This window comes from Streptomyces sp. Edi4 (assembly GCF_040253615.1).
Classification (GTDB): Bacteria; Actinomycetota; Actinomycetes; order Streptomycetales; family Streptomycetaceae; genus Streptomyces.
Map to the genome: position 1 here is coordinate 6,463,863 of NZ_JBEJGY010000004.1, position 14,105 is coordinate 6,477,967.

General features: G+C 72.7%; 14 protein-coding genes. 5 read left to right on the forward strand and 9 right to left on the reverse strand.

Going from position 1 to position 14,105, the window contains the following annotated elements; translation table 11 throughout:
- Positions 1–14 precede the first annotated feature (14 nt).
- Positions 15–800, forward strand: a complete 786-nt coding sequence (locus ABR738_RS31110) for a hypothetical protein (RefSeq protein WP_350233263.1) — start codon at positions 15–17, stop codon at positions 798–800.
- Between the two features lie 66 nt (positions 801–866).
- Here ABR738_RS31110 and ABR738_RS31115 read toward each other — a convergent pair whose 3' ends face one another.
- Together ABR738_RS31115 and zapE are read right to left on the reverse strand one after the other, a co-directional pair.
- Positions 867–1,292, reverse strand: a complete 426-nt coding sequence (locus ABR738_RS31115) for an OsmC family protein (protein WP_350233264.1) — start codon at positions 1,290–1,292, stop codon at positions 867–869.
- A gap of 66 nt (positions 1,293–1,358) precedes the next feature.
- Positions 1,359–2,465 (reverse strand): cell division protein ZapE, encoded by a 1,107-nt coding sequence (zapE, locus tag ABR738_RS31120; protein ID WP_350233265.1) that lies wholly within the window; start codon positions 2,463–2,465, stop codon positions 1,359–1,361.
- Here zapE and ABR738_RS31125 point away from each other — a divergent pair.
- The 4 genes from ABR738_RS31125 to msrB all read left to right on the forward strand — a co-directional run bounded on the left by ABR738_RS31125 (position 2,464) and on the right by msrB (position 5,825).
- Positions 2,464–3,246, forward strand: a complete 783-nt coding sequence (locus ABR738_RS31125) for a pyrimidine reductase family protein (protein WP_350233266.1) — start codon at positions 2,464–2,466, stop codon at positions 3,244–3,246. The two genes, zapE and ABR738_RS31125, sit on opposite strands and share 2 nt — an antisense overlap.
- A gap of 154 nt (positions 3,247–3,400) precedes the next feature.
- Positions 3,401–3,868 (forward strand): indole-3-glycerol phosphate synthase, encoded by a 468-nt coding sequence (locus ABR738_RS31130; protein WP_350234816.1) that lies wholly within the window; start codon positions 3,401–3,403, stop codon positions 3,866–3,868.
- A 135-nt stretch (positions 3,869–4,003) separates the two neighbouring features.
- A complete protein-coding gene (gene murC, locus ABR738_RS31135; RefSeq protein WP_350233267.1) occupies positions 4,004–5,398 on the forward strand; it encodes a UDP-N-acetylmuramate--L-alanine ligase in 1,395 nt (464 codons plus the stop codon).
- Positions 5,399–5,417: 19 nt separating this feature from the next.
- Positions 5,418–5,825 (forward strand): peptide-methionine (R)-S-oxide reductase MsrB, encoded by a 408-nt coding sequence (msrB, locus tag ABR738_RS31140; RefSeq protein ID WP_350233268.1) that lies wholly within the window; start codon positions 5,418–5,420, stop codon positions 5,823–5,825.
- A 55-nt stretch (positions 5,826–5,880) separates the two neighbouring features.
- Here msrB and ABR738_RS31145 read toward each other — a convergent pair whose 3' ends face one another.
- The 7 genes from ABR738_RS31145 to ABR738_RS31175 all read right to left on the reverse strand — a co-directional run bounded on the left by ABR738_RS31145 (position 5,881) and on the right by ABR738_RS31175 (position 14,105).
- Complete coding sequence (locus ABR738_RS31145) at positions 5,881–6,834, reverse strand: zinc finger Ran-binding domain-containing protein (protein WP_350233269.1); 954 nt, start codon at positions 6,832–6,834, stop codon at positions 5,881–5,883.
- A 102-nt stretch (positions 6,835–6,936) separates the two neighbouring features.
- Complete coding sequence (locus ABR738_RS31150; protein WP_350233270.1) at positions 6,937–7,362, reverse strand: hypothetical protein; 426 nt, start codon at positions 7,360–7,362, stop codon at positions 6,937–6,939.
- Entirely contained in the window at positions 7,359–8,069 is a 711-nt protein-coding gene (locus tag ABR738_RS31155) for a vWA domain-containing protein (RefSeq protein ID WP_350233271.1), read from the reverse strand. The genes ABR738_RS31150 and ABR738_RS31155 overlap by 4 nt, the downstream gene beginning before the upstream one ends.
- Before the next feature lie 57 nt (positions 8,070–8,126).
- The gene (locus tag ABR738_RS31160) at positions 8,127–9,275 is read right to left on the reverse strand and encodes a protein kinase domain-containing protein (protein ID WP_350233272.1); all 1,149 of its coding nucleotides are present in this window, start codon (positions 9,273–9,275) and stop codon (positions 8,127–8,129) included.
- Entirely contained in the window at positions 9,272–10,519 is a 1,248-nt protein-coding gene (locus ABR738_RS31165) for a serine/threonine protein phosphatase (protein ID WP_350233273.1), read from the reverse strand. Before ABR738_RS31165 ends, ABR738_RS31160 begins: the two co-directional genes overlap by 4 nt.
- A complete protein-coding gene (locus tag ABR738_RS31170) occupies positions 10,519–11,850 on the reverse strand; it encodes a hypothetical protein (RefSeq protein ID WP_350233274.1) in 1,332 nt (443 codons plus the stop codon). Before ABR738_RS31170 ends, ABR738_RS31165 begins: the two co-directional genes overlap by 1 nt.
- Positions 11,851–11,885: 35 nt before the next feature.
- Entirely contained in the window at positions 11,886–14,105 is a 2,220-nt protein-coding gene (locus ABR738_RS31175; protein WP_350233275.1) for a hypothetical protein, read from the reverse strand.

Sequence of the window (14,105 nt, forward strand, 5' to 3'; positions counted from 1 at the left end):
CCCAGGGAGGCGATGTGTCCGGATCCCGTACAGCGGCGTGCGCGACGGTCTGCGCGGCCGCCGTCGTGGCCACCCTCGCCGGCGCGGCCACCGCGCGCGCCGACGACACCGGCTCGCTCACCGCCCAGCAGATTTCCCAGCGCTCGCGCGACGCCCTGCTCGGCGCCACCTCGCTGCACATGCGGGCCACGGGCGCGTTCGGCGGGTCCCAGGGCGGCGCCCCGACCACCTCGAACGCTCCGACCTCGTTCGATCTCACCCTGGACCGGGCGGGCAACTGCCGGGGTTCGGTGGACCTCGGCCCGCGCGGCTCGGTCCGGATCGTGAAGCGGGGCCATGACGTCTGGCTGAAACCGGACGCGGCGTTCTGGAAGAGCCAGGTGCCCGGCCGCGGCGCCGCCCTGGCCTCACTCGTCGGCAACCGCTACCTCAAGGGCACCACCGACGACCCGGTCCTGCGCGACACCACCGACGTGTGCGACCTCGACACCTTCCGGCAGTCCATCAGCGGCGCCACCCAGCAGCCGGCCACGGGACTGACCAAGGGGAAGCCGGCCAAGGTGGACGGCGCCGAAGTCATCCCCATAACCGGTACCCAGCAGGGCCGCACCGTCACGCTCGACGTGGCCGCGACCGGCAAGCCCTACCCGGTGCGGATCAGCATCGCCGAGCGGGGCGCCAAGAACCCGGAGGCCACCCTGCGGTTCGACGGCTTCGACAAGCCGGTGCCGGCCGCGACCCCCTCGGCCGCCCAGTCGCTCGACATCTCGGGCCTTGCGGGCACGAGCCAGGCCTCCTGATCCGGGCGGCGCGTTCCCCCCTCGTGCGGCACGGGAGGGAACGCGGCCCGGTCACGCCGGGGCGGCTCAGACGAGCTCGGCGCTCAGCGTGATCGTGGTTCCCGCGAGAGCCTGGCTCACCGGGCAGTTCTTCTTGGCGTCCTCGGCGGCCGCCCGGAAGCCGTCCTCGTCGAGGCCGGGAACCTCGCCGCGGACGGTGAGGTGGATGCCGGTGATGCCCTCGCCGGGCTGGAAGCTCACGTCGGCCTTCGTCTCGAGCCGGGTGGGCGGGGTGCCCGCGCCGGTCAGACCGTGCGAGAGAGCCATCGAGAAGCAGCTGGAGTGGGCGCCCGCGATCAGCTCCTCGGGGCTGGTCCTGCCATTGGCCTGCTCGGCGCGGGACGGCCAGGAGACCGCCTGCGACGCGATGCCCGATGAGTCGAAGGTGACGGTGCCCGAGCCCGAGAGGAGCTCGCCCTCCCAGACCGTGTGCGCCGTACGCGTGGTCGCCATGATGTTTCCCTTCTGTGGCCGAGGGGGCGGTGGACGGATGCGGCATGGGCCCCCTCGGCCCCAAAGCTACTGCCCCACAAGGCCCTTCGCGTCGCGGGCGAGCGCGGTCAGGCGGGAGATCGCCCGGAAGTACTTCTTGCGGTATCCGCCGTTCAGCATCTCGTCACTGAACAGCTGGTCGAAGGGGACACCGGAGGCGAGCACCGGCACCTCGCGGTCGTAGAGCCGGTCGGCCAGCACCACGAGCCGCAGCGCGGTCGACTGGTCGGGCACCGGACGCACATCGGTCAGGCACACCGCGCGCACCCCGTCGGTCAGCGCCCCGTACCGGCTGGGGTGGACGCGCGAGAGGTGGTCGAGCAGCTGCGGGAAGTCGTCGAGTGCGGCGCCCTCGGTGGCGTACGCGGCCTTGGTGACCTGCTCGGTGGAGAACGGGGCGGGAGCCTCCGGCAGGCCCCGGTGGCGGTAGTCCTCGCCGTCGATCCGCAGCGGCCGGAAGTGCGCGGACAGGCCCTGGATCTCGCGCAGGAAGTCGGCGGCCGCGAACCGGCCCTCACCGAGCTTGCCGGGCAGCGTGTTGGAGGTGGCGGCAAGCGCGACCCCCTGCTCGACGAGCTTGCTCAGCAGCGAGGAGACGAGCACGGTGTCGCCGGGGTCGTCGAGCTCGAACTCGTCGATGCACAGCAGCCGGTGCCCGCTGAGCGTGCGCACCGTCTGCTGGAAGCCGAGCGCGCCGACCAGATTCGTCAGCTCCACGAAGGTGCCGAACGCCTTGAGCGCGGGCTCGGCCGGGGTGGCGTGCCAGAGCGAGGCGAGCAGGTGCGTCTTGCCGACGCCGTACCCGCCGTCCAGGTACACCCCCCGCGGTCCGGTCGCGGCGGCCGGCTTCTTCGCGAACCACCGGCGCTTGGCGCCGGAGGCGTGCGCCCCGCCGAGCCCCGCCGCGAAGGAGGACAGGACGGTGACCGCCTCGGTCTGGCTCGGCTGGTTCGGGTCCGGTACATACGTCTCGAAACGGACCGAATCGAACCGCGGCGGCGGCACCATCTCGGCGACCAGACGGTCGGCGGGAACGTGCGGCGCGCGGGCGCAGAGCGACACCGGGGCCGCTTGGGTTATGGGGCTGGTCGACACAGTTCCCCACTGTAAGGGTCGTGTCAGACTGCACGGCATGCGACAACTGTTCCCTGTGACCGACCAGACACCGCACGCCGAGGGCGCGGAGCCCGGCGAGAGCGGGCGGTGGTCGCTCGACGAACTGGCCGAGGTGTACGCGTACCCCGACACCGACGGCCCCTGGCTGCGGGCCAACATGGTGTCCTCGCTCGACGGGGCCGGCCAGCACGACGGCCGCTCGCACCCGCTCTCCTCCGACACGGACATGCGTATCTTCGGCACCCTGCGGGCGCTCGCCGACGTCGTCGTGGTGGGTGCGGAAACGGTACGCCTCGAGGGGTACCGGCCGGCGAAGGCGCGGGCGGAGTTCGCCGAGCGCCGCAAGGCGGCCGGGCAGGGGCCCGCGCCCGCGATCGCCGTCGTCACGGCCAGTCTCGACCTCGACTTCTCCCTGCCGCTGTTCACCTCGCCGCTCGTGCCGACCCTGATCCTGACCGGCGCGGCCGCCGACCCCGACCGGGTACGCGAGGCGGAGCGGGCCGGCGCGGAGGTGCTGGTCGCGGGCGACGGGCCGGGCGTCGAGCCGGGCCGGGCGGTCGGAGCCCTGGCCGACCGGGGCCACCTGCGCCTCCTCACCGAGGGCGGGCCCCGCCTCCTTGGCCAGTTCGTGGCGGCGGGCGTCCTGGACGAGCTGTGCCTGACGGTGTCCCCGATGCTCACGGCCGGCGACGCGCAGCGCATCGCGGGCGGCCCCGCCGTGGGCGTACCGCAGCGGTTCACGCCCACCTCGGTCCTGGAGGACGCCGGGTTCCTCTTCACGCGTTACCGTCGGAATTGACGATCACCGGAATTTATCGTTCCGGTTAGCTCTCGCTGGGCACACTAACCTCACGCAGACCCCGTGCGGGCACGGGGAAGGATGGTTTCCGCAGGGGCCGGACCCGCCACGTCGTGGTGGCGGCGGCCATGGAGAGAACAGAAGGGCGCCTGTGGTGTTCACGAGCGTATTGATGATCGAGAAGCCCCTGACCTCCGTCGACGTGGAATTCGTCACCACTCTGCACGGCGACGAGCCGGTGTCCTTCGTCGTGCTCATGCAGCCCAGGGGCGATCAGGACCGGCTCCTTCGCGCGATCGACGACGTGGCGCTCGGCGAACTGGACGAAGCCGTCCATGAGAACGAGGAGCCGGAGGGCTCCGCCGCGCACGGCCCCGCCGAGCTCGCGCTCCAGCACTCGCTGAAGTCGCTGCGCGACGCGGGCAGCGAAGCCGTCGGACAGGTGATCGAGAACCACCCCCTCGACCACCTCAAGACGGTGGTCGACGACGCGCGCGCCGACGAGGTCATCGTCCTGACCGCCCCGCACTACGTGGAGGAGTTCTTCCACCGAGACTGGGCCTCGCGGGCCCGCCACAAGGTGGGCGTACCCGTGCTCAAGCTGTTCGCGCACAGCGAGTAGACCCCGCTCCTTCCCGTACCCGGCCCCGCACGGATTCCCGTACCCGGCCCCGCACGGAGCCGGGTACGGGAAGGAGCCTTCGGGGGAACTAGGCTGGGGGCTCCTTCTGTACGTCGCACCCCGGGAGAGAACCGCATGGCATCCGCCATTCCCACCGCCATGGAACGGCCGCACTTCATCGGCATCGGCGGTGCCGGCATGTCGGGCATCGCGAAGATCCTGGCCCAGCGCGGGGCCCGGGTCGCGGGCAGCGACGCGAAGGAGTCCGCCACCGCCGAGGCGCTGCGCGCGCTCGGCGCCACCGTGCACATCGGCCACGCCGCCGGCCACCTCGCCGCCGACGCCACCTGCGTCGTCGTCTCCAGCGCGATCCGCGCCGACAACCCCGAGCTGGCCCGCGCCGCCGAGCTCTCCGTGCCCGTCGTGCACCGCTCGGACGCGCTGGCCTCGCTCATGGGCGGCCTGCGCGCGATCGCCGTCGCCGGCACCCACGGCAAGACCACCACCACCTCGATGCTCGCCGTCGCCCTGACCGAGCTGGGCCTGGACCCCTCGTACGCGATCGGCGGCGACCTCGAGGGCCCCGGCACCAACGCCCGGCACGGCGAGGGCGACATCTTCGTGGCCGAGGCCGACGAGAGCGACCGCAGCTTCCAGAAGTACGACCCCGAGGTCGCCATCGTCCTCAACGTCGAACTCGACCATCACGCCAACTACGCCTCGATGGACGAGATCTACGAGTCCTTCGAGACCTTCGTCGGCAAGGTCAACCCCGGCGGGACCCTGGTGGTCTCCGCCGACCAGCGGGGCGCGGTCGAGCTGACGCGGCGCGTGCGCGACCAGTCCGGGCTCACCGTCGTCACCTACGGGGAGTCCGAGAGCGCGGACGTACGGGTCCACAAGATCACCCCGCGCGGCCTCACCTCTGAGGTAACCGTGCTCCTGAACGGTAAGTTCCTGACCTTCACGGTCTCCGTCCCCGGCCGCCACTACGCCCTCAACGCGGTCGCCGCGCTCGCCGCCGGCGTCGCCCTCGGTATCCCGGCGCACAACCTGGCCTCCGCGCTCGGCAAGTACACCGGCGTCAAGCGCCGCCTCCAGCTCAAGGGCGAGGCCAAGGGCGTCCAGGTCATCGACTCCTACGCGCACCACCCCACCGAGATGAGCGCCGACCTGGAGGCGATGCGGGGCGCGGCCGCCGACTCCCGACTCCTTGTGGTCTTCCAGCCCCACCTCTACTCCCGCACCCAGGAGCTCGGCAAGGAGATGGGCCAGGCCCTGGCGCTCGCCGACCTCTCCGTCGTCCTCGACATCTACCCGGCCCGTGAGGACCCGGTCCCCGGCGTCACCAGCGAGCTCATCATCGACGCGGCCAAGGCGGCGGGCGCCACCGTCACCGCCGTCCACGACATGGAGACCGTCCCGGACGTCGTCGCGGGAATGGCGGCCCCCGGCGATCTCGTTCTCACCATGGGCGCGGGCGACGTGACGGACCTCGGCCCGGCCATCCTGGCCCGCCTGTCGAACTGATCCGAGCGAGGAGCATCCCATGGCGTACGACGTCGAGAAGCCGGACGAGCAGTGGCGCGCGGAGCTGACGCCCGCCGAGTACCAGGTGCTGCGCCAGGCCGGCACGGAGCCCGCCTTCGTCGGCGAGTACACCGACACCAGGACCGAGGGCGTCTACTCCTGCCGCGCCTGCGGGGCCGAACTCTTCACCTCCCGCGAGAAGTTCGAGTCGCACTGCGGCTGGCCGAGCTTCTTCGACCCGAAGGACAGCGACGCGGTCGAACTCATCGAGGACCGCTCGCACGGCATGCTCCGCACCGAGGTCCGCTGCGCCCGCTGCGGCTCGCACCTGGGCCACGTCTTCGAGGGCGAGGGATACGCGACCCCGACGGACCAGCGCTACTGCATCAACAGCATCTCGCTGAAGCTGACGGGGACCGAGGGCTGAGCACGGGCAGGCTTGAGCTGAGCACGGGCCGGACTCGGCTGAGCACGGGCAGGCTTCAGGACGGCGACGGCTCGGGAGTCACCTTCTCCTGGCCGATCCTGCTGCCGGACTCGTAGATGGTCACGACCCCGTCGTGGATGACGTAGCGGTACGGAGAGTTCGTCGCTTCGTACCCGCTGTCGGTCTTCTTGGCCGCCATGGCGATGCCCGGCTCACGGTGGTCACTGAACTCGCCGTAGTAGTACAGATCCCCCGCCGTCGTACGGCACAGGGTGATCTGCTTGTTCTGCGTACGGAACGCCTCGACGAGGCCGGCTCCCTCGCCGCTGGGCAGCGCGTCGGCGACGCGCGAGGGGCAGGGGCTGCCGCTCGCGCTCGCGGACGGCTTCGCCGTGGCGCCGTCCTGGAAGAGGCTCTTGCAGCCGTCGGCGAAGACGCCGAGGACGAAGACGAGCCCGATCGCGGAGAGACAGCCCACACATCCGTTGGACCGCTTCTTGGACGGCGCGTACGAGGCGCGCGGGGCGACATACGGAGGCGGCGCCGCGGCGGGCGGCGGGTGGGGGACGGACGGCCCGGGCGCGGTGGGGGTGTACCCACCGGTGCCGGGCGGCGGGTAGAAGACTCCCTCGGGTCGGGCACGCGGCGGTGTGGGCGCGGTCGGTGGCGGCGGCGCCGAGGCGCGGGGTGTGCGGGGCGCCGAAGGGGCGCTCCGCTTCGGCGTGGGCCGCTTGGGCGCCGGTGTTCCCGGGCCCGCAGCCTTGGCGCCGGTGGCCGCGCCGCCCGCACCGGGGGCCCTACGGGGCGCCGGCTTCTTCGTGGCCGCCTTCCAGCCGGTGCCGCACCCGATGCAGGACAGATCCGAAGTGACGTTGTTCGTATCGCACTTGGAGCACTTCCAGTCCCCGGCCGGGCGCGCCGGAGCCGGGCGCTTGGCGGGGGAGCGGGGCGCGGGGGCCGGGCGTGCGGTGCCGCAGCCGTCGCAGGACCGGTCGCCGGGTCCGTTCACGTTGTCGCAGTCCCTGCACTGCCAGTTGGCCGAAGCCGCCACCCTCGTCCTGCCTCTCCGTCGGATGCCGTCGTCGATGGGATGACGACTGGATGTCGTCCGCTAGATGTCGTCTGCGTTCACATGGGCCATGACCAGCTGGAACAGCTCCTCGGACGCGGGAGCGGCGGGGCTGCGGAGCCACCCCGCCCCGTGCGGAGTGCGCTCGAAGTCGACGGCCGGGCTGTCGGCCTCGGGCCGGTCGGGAATCGCGCACTTCTCCCACACCGCCCTCATGAACTCCTCGGCGCTCCTGCTCCACTCGGGGGCCACGTCCACGCGTATCACCACCGGCGCCGACCCGTGCTCCGGTCCCATCCGGAAACGGAACACCAGCTGGCAGCCGCCGTCCGGGCCCCCGGCGTGCAAAGTGGCGGCGACGCAGCACGCCACCCGTACGTCGAACACCCCGGCCCCGGCCCAGGCGAACTCCAACTGCCCCTCGGGGCCGCCGCACGTCAGCACGAACCCCGGCAGGGCCAGCCTCACAGGCTGTTCGCGATCGTCTCGATGATCTCGTCCATCTCGAACTCCTCAAGGCCCTGGCCCGCCTTGGAGGCGAAGTGGAGCGTCAGGTCCCACTCCTCGGCGATCGGGTCGGACCAGGGCGCCTCGTCCGGCGCGAACAGGACGAGCCGCTTGGCCGACTGCTCCATGACCGACGTCTGGCTGCGGGCGTAGCCCCACTGCTCGAAGAGGTCGTCGATGCTGCGCGGGATGCCCGCCGGATACGACTGGGCGTTCGCACCGGCCGTACCGAGCGGATGGGCGGGGGCGTCCGTGAACATCACGATCACATGGCGCCTGCGGTCGAGTCCGGTCTCCCACGGGGAATTGATCGCCAGTGCCAGCGCTTCGAGGCCGGACTCGGGGATGTCGCCGCCGCCGGTCGCGTCGATGCCGCTGAGGAACTGCTCGAAATCCCGTGCCTGGGACGGCAGATGGAGGAAGCCGGTCTGCTCGATGGCGTTCGACGGGTCGTCACCGAAGTCACGGAAGACGATCACCTTCAGCCGCAACTGGCTGATGGCCTTGCCCTTCTTGCCCATCACGCCGTCAAGCCGCTCGTGGAACTGGAGCGCGCTCGCCTTCACGGTGTCCAGGACGGGAAACATGCTGCCGGTGGCGTCGATACAGAGCACGATGTCGACGGCGTACTGAAGATTCCCCTGGTACTGCTCGACAGGGTTGTTCACGGGGATACGTCTCCTTGCGGTGCGGGTTTCAGGGGCGGGCGGTCCTGCGCGGCGCGGTCACGGCGAGCGGCGGGCGCGGTCGCCCAGGTTGATGCGGACGCGGGAGAGCCGAGGTGCGGGCACCTCGGGCGACGGCGCGGGACCGGGCTCGGGGGCCGCCGCGTCCACCGCGTCCACCGGGGGCGCCGGCTCGGGTGCGGGCGGGGTCCTCGGGGTGAGGTTGGCGCGGATGCGGCTCGTGCGCCCTTCGGCCGCGGGGGCCGCCGGCCCGGGCCCCCCGGTGGTCGTCCGCTCCGGCTTGGACGTTCCGGGGCGGCGGTGCTGCAACGCGCACACCTTCGGATCCGAGAGCGCCGCGAGGAACGCGGAGATCCGTGGCCGTCCGGCGGCGTCGCGGGCCGTCATCCGGCGCAGCAGGCCGATCATCTGGTCCGAGAGCCGGGTGCTGAGGGCCAGCTCGTCGCCCCCGTTCACGGCATCGGCGGGAGACCCGAACCTGCTGTTGTAGTACGGCAGTTCACCCACGAGATAGAGATGGGTCATGAGGCCGAGAGCGAAGATGTCGACCGCGCACGTGAGTTCACCGGGCGCCGCGTCGCGCTGGAGGTAGCGGCGCCACTCGGGGGAGCCGTAGAGGGTGTCGCCGGAGATGTCCTCGGGCTCCGGCGGACTCCCCGACACATAGGAGTCGTCGAAGTCGATCAGCTTCGCCGCGTGGAAGGCGGCGCCGTCGCGCTTTTGCACCAGCACGTTCAGCGGTTTGAGGTCGCCATGCACGACGTCGATGTCGTGGAGCTGCTTGAGGCTGTTGCCCAGCGTCTTGAGCAGCACCATCTTCTGCCGCGGTTCGAGCGCCTGCGGCTTCTCCAGACTGGAGGTGTCGATGCGCTCGGTGACCTTGTAGTACGTACTGCCCTCGTGGAAGAAGTCCTTGGCCAGGACGATGTTGCCGCCGCCACGCGCGTCCGGGCGCAGCCGCTTCATGATCGTGTGATGGCGCTCCTCGAACTCCTGGGCCACCCGGCGCCTGATCTGAAGACTCGGGGACTCCCGGGCGTCGTCACGAGGCCGTTTGGGCTCAAGGAACTGCTTGATGAAGTACGGCGCGCCGTCCTTCTCCGCGAAGGCCCAGATGCATTTCCCGCCGTTGGCGTTGGTGGGGTCCGTGACGATGCGGTAGCCGCCGATCGTGTCGCCCTGTTTCACGCGTGCTCCTCGGATGCCGCCGGCAGATAGGTCTCATAGGCGCCGCGATAGGCGTGCCAGCTCTGGTCCTGCCAGACGCGGACGCGGCTGCCCAGCTGCGCCGGGTCCTCCGGCGGGTGCGCGCTGCCCTCGACGGCGCGCGGCGAGCGGTCCAGGGCCCGGGGCCGGTCGCGCCCCAGGCGCTCCCTCAGCTCCACGAGCCGGGGCGCGTACAGGTCCCGCAGCGCGGCGAAGCTCTGGTGCCCGAGGGCCACCAGGGCCAGCGAGGCGTCGTCCGCCGTGTAGCGCCGCACCTCGCGGCAGACCAGGTCGGCCCACTCCTGCTCGTCCTCGGCCCGCAGAAGGGTTTCGAGCAGCACCGCCTCGAAGTCGCCGGGTGTGTGGACGTAACCGAAGAAGCCGTCCGTGGCGGCCACCAGGACGAGGGGGAGGGCGAACGGAGCGAGCCTCTGGGAGTCGATCACGAACGCCCGGTCCGCGCTCACCAGGTTGGTCATCGGCGGGTCGCTGCGCAGCAGTTCCAGCGCGTCGCTCTCGCGCGTGTGGTCGCGGGTGAGTACCTGGAGACCGTCGCGGGGATGCAGGGCGTAGGCCCGCGAGTCCCCCGCCCACAGCGCCTGGAGCTCGACGAATCCGTCGGCGTTCAGCTGGTAGTGCACCCCGGCGACCGTGGTCGGCAGCTGGCGGCGCATGGTGCCGCCGATCTTGCTGCGCCGCTGCGGCGCCTTGGACAGGAACCACTCCAGGTAGCCGTGCAGGCTCTCGGGGCCGGCCTGCTCGGCATCCAGGGTCAGCTCGCGGAACCAGCAGTCCGTGGCGAGGCGGGCCACCCGTGCGCCGACCCAGGCCCCGGTGCGCCGGGCGCCGGCGGGGCTCTGCCAGGCGGGCGCGGAGCCCGCGCCGCCCGACCCGTCGAACACCGCGAGCAGTCCCTGGCGGCTCTCCCAGTGGTGGGCGACGAACGGCTCGGCGTCCTCGCCGTGCTCCGGCACCCGTTCGCTCCACACGGTGAACGCGCGCACCCCGCCCTCGCCACCGGGAGCCGCCCAGGTCCCCGGCGCCGCCGGGCGCGGCAGGGAGTCCTCCGCAGCCGGGGGCAGCACGCCGCCCGCGACGGCGAAAGGCGTTGGCTGCGGCGCCAACCGGTGCTTTCCCAGCGGGACTTGAGGGCCGGGCGGCGCCGAGGGCGGCCGCGGATCGTGCCGCAGGGCGGGCACGGTGTGCCCCGGCTCGTGCTCGCTCATCACCGCTGCCCGTCCTTCCCGGGGCTACCGCGCTTGGCCGTGCCGCGCACGCGGCTGACCCGGGGCGCCGAGGCGGAGGGGGGATCCCCGTCGGGCCGGCGGACGGGCGGCGCCGGCTCGGCGCCCGAGGCCGCGCGCGGCGAGGCGGACTCGCCGCCCGAGCGCCGTCCCGCGCCCGCGCGTGGGCCGGAGGCCGGGGGCCAGTGCTCATCGACGACCCGCGCCCTGCGGTCCCCGGCCCCCGGCAGGGGCTCGTCCTCGGGCGGCGCCGAGGGATCGTCGGCAGTCGGCGGAAAACCGGCACGGCCCGCTCCGCGCGGCGTCCTCGGCCCGGCCGGACCCGCCGCCCCGCCGCCCCCGGGCCCCCGCTCCGCGCGGCCCCGCCCCGAAGCGCGCTCCTCCCCAAGGACCTCACCCCGCAGCGGCGCCCGCTCCTCGGGCGCCGACGCATCCGCTTCCAGGGCGCGCGCCAGTGTGCCGCGCAGCCGGCCGGGGCGGGTGGCCTTCTCGAAGAGGCCGTCGCCCTCGCGCAGGACTTCGTCCAGGACGGCACGTTCGAGCTCGGCCTGCTCGAACGGCTCCCGGTCGGCGTCGCCGCGTTCCAGGACCATGCGCATGACCTCGCGCCGCACCTCGCGCTTCTCGGCCTCGCCCTTCTCGATCCAGGCGAGCGCCGCCCGTGGCCCTTCCCGCTCCATGATCTCTGCGATCAGACCGTCGACGCCTTCCTCGCGGATCATGTCGAGATGCCGTCTGCGCCGCATGCCGGCGAGCCGGGTCTCCCGCTCCACATCGCGGAACTCCCGCCCGCTGCCGACGATTTCGTCCTCGTCGACGAGCAGTTCCACCTGGAGGTTGCGCAGCCGGATCGCGTCGTCACCCGTGAAGCCGGCGAGCGCGGCGTTCAAGGCCTGCTCGGCCTGGTGGAACTCGGCGATGTCGTACTCGCGGGCCACCGAGCGCAGCGTCTTGCGCAGATAGCCGTACAGGGCGCCGCTCATGTCCCGGATGCCGCGCGAGACGACCTTCGCCGGGTCCGCGACCCGGCACACCAGATCGACCCGGCTGCGGAAGGAGAACGTGGGGTCCCGGCTCAGGAGGGGGATGTCCAGCAGGAGCCGGTGCTCGGCCATGTCGATCGTGTACATGCCGCTGTACGCGCCGAAGCGGGAGGAAGGGATCTCCTCACCACTGCGGACCGTCAGGGAGGGCCCGCTGTCCCGCACCAGGACCAGGGCGCGGCCGGGGTCGGGCGGCCGCACCGGACTTGTCAGGCGCCACTTGGGCAGATCCTCGCTGTGCAGCACCGGATCGTATGTCTGTGCCTCCACCGTGCTCCTCCCGGCTCGTCGTGTGTGGGGTCCGCTCATGCGCCGCGCTCGAGCCGCCGGCGCAGCACCGCCGCGTTCTTCGATGGCCGCTCCCGGTCGCCCTCCCACTTCTCCAGCCACCAAAGCAGCCGTCGGCGGTGCGAGCCGGGCCGGCTCGCGATGTCGAGGAGGAGCGTCCCCAAGGGGTCGAGGGAGCCCGGGCACTTGTCGCAGTAGGTGTCGATCCACGCGCGCAGGGCCTCGAGCGCCGTCTCCTGGAGCGGGCGCCGCGCCAGCGCGCGCGCCCACAGCTCCGCGAGCCGGTCGCCGTGCCGAGGCAGCCCGCTCAGGAGCAGCGGCACCCCGGGCACAGCGGCGACCGGACCGTCCGCCGTCCGCTCGTAGGGCCTGCTCGCCGCGAAGACGAAGGCGGACAGGGACTTGACGACCATGGGGGAGAGGTCCTGCGGCTCGGACCACTCCAGCAAGGCATCCAGCAGCGTGCCGGCCTGCCCCTGGTGGATGAGGTGGACGCCGCCCCAGGCGACCGACGGCAGGGTGCCCCAGTCGTCGCCCCGGTCCAGGGCGGCGCGCAGCACGGCGACGGCCCGCTCGGGGGCCTCGCGGCCGAGGATCCCGCCCACGGCGTTCGCCGCCGTCCCGGCGAGTCTGCGCTGCTGGGCCGAACTGCCGCCGCGCGCCCAGCCGTCCAGCAGCTCCCAGACGGCCTCGGAGGTCTCGGGGCGGCTCCCGGCCACCCCGAGAGCGGTGGCCGCGGCCTGCCGCAGCGGCCAGGAGGCGGCGCCCGCCCAAGAGGTGAGGAAGCGATGGACGGCGTAATGGTGATCCGCCGAGGCGAGCACACCGGCGGCGACCGCGGCCCGCGCGCGCACTTCCAGATCGCTGTGGCTCAGCAACTGGCGCAACCAGGCGAGGACGGCTTCGCGCCATCCGTCGAGACTGGTCCACGCGTAGCGCAGGATTACCTGACCGAGCAGGGCGCTGCGAAAACGTACCCGTGGCGGCCCGGAGCCGTCGGGAACGAGCTGGATCCACTGCTGTTCGTAGCCGACGCGGTCCCTGAACCGCAGGTCGACGGCGGCGGGTTCGGGCGGCGTGAGGGCCCTGCACAACTTGACCGCCGCCTCCGAGACGGTGAGGTAGCCACTGCCCTCCAGGGTGGCGGCGGCCAGCGCGAAGGCCAGGGCCTCCGGCTCGCGGTAGCGGTCGAACCAGTCCCGTACCTGATCGCTCGGGTCGCGCAGCGCCGCCGCCTCGGCCGCCACGTCACCTCCGGCGCGGATCACGGAGGCGAGCCGTGCGGCGTGCCGGGCCGCGGGCTGCTCCCGCAACGCGCGTGCCGCTCCGGTGGTTTCGACGAGCGCGCGCAACGCCGTCCGGGACTCCGGATCCTCGGCGTGGCCAAGGACGCGCCGCTCGAGGACGGCCAGCGGGTCGACCGGCCGCAGGGCGTGGGTGGCGATCGCCGCGCCGCCGGGCCCTCGGAGCAGCAGGGTCAGGTCGTGTCCGCCGGTGAGCACCAACAGGCCGCCGCCGGCCCGCAACGCGGCCACCACGGACGGCAGTCGGCGCAGGGCCTCGGCGAAACCCGTCACGCCCGCGGGCCCGTCCTCCAGGCTCGCCAGGTACCCGGTGTTCTCCGCCTGGGGCGTCCAGTCGGACTCCAGCAGCACCGCCGGGTCGAGGAGCCGGTGGCAGGCCCCGCCGCCGCTCAGCGCGAGGGCTTCCCCGAGCAGATTCACGGCGGTGGCCTCGCGCCCGCTGCCGGGAGCGCCGGTCAGCACCAGCAGGCGTTCCTCGCACAGGACGCCGAGCGCGTCGCCGTACCCCGAGGGCTGGACGAACAGGTCGGTGTGTCCGGCGACCTCGGACGGATCCAGCGCGAGCGTGGGCAGACCGCGCGGGGCCGCCCGGCGTCCGCCACCCGTGGTGTTGAACCCGCCGCCGAAGCTGACCGTCTCGTTGAACAGCGCGAGCGTGCCGATCCGGGTCCCCGAGGCGTCGTCGTTGAGACGCTGCGCGATGAGGTCGGCGATCGCGCCGGCCCGCAGCGCGTCGGACCGTTCCGCGTCGGCGTCCGACGTGCTCTCGGTCAGGTTGCGCAGAGCATCGGACTCGCTGACCGGGCCGTCCTGCTCGGCCCCGTCCGTACGGTGCTCGCCTTCCGGCGCGGGTTTGGCCTCAGGAGCCGTCGAGTCGGCGTCCGGGCTCTGCGGCCCGGTGTCCGGCGTCTCGGTCAGGGGTTCCTTGCTCAT

What these genes read in the sequence shown, in the direction of transcription:
- ABR738_RS31115 (WP_350233264.1), bottom strand. Translation starts at nt 1,292, where the DNA reads ATGGCGACCACGCGTACGGCGCACACGGTCTGGGAGGGCGAGCTCCTC.
- ABR738_RS31125 (WP_350233266.1), top strand. Translation starts at nt 2,464, where the DNA reads ATGCGACAACTGTTCCCTGTGACCGACCAGACACCGCACGCCGAGGGC.
- zapE (WP_350233265.1), bottom strand. Translation starts at nt 2,465, where the DNA reads ATGCCGTGCAGTCTGACACGACCCTTACAGTGGGGAACTGTGTCGACC.
- murC (WP_350233267.1), top strand. Translation starts at nt 4,004, where the DNA reads ATGGCATCCGCCATTCCCACCGCCATGGAACGGCCGCACTTCATCGGC.
- msrB (WP_350233268.1), top strand. Translation starts at nt 5,418, where the DNA reads ATGGCGTACGACGTCGAGAAGCCGGACGAGCAGTGGCGCGCGGAGCTG.
- ABR738_RS31165 (WP_350233273.1), bottom strand. Translation starts at nt 10,519, where the DNA reads ATGAGCGAGCACGAGCCGGGGCACACCGTGCCCGCCCTGCGGCACGAT.
- ABR738_RS31175 (WP_350233275.1), bottom strand. Translation starts at nt 14,105, where the DNA reads ATGAGCAAGGAACCCCTGACCGAGACGCCGGACACCGGGCCGCAGAGC.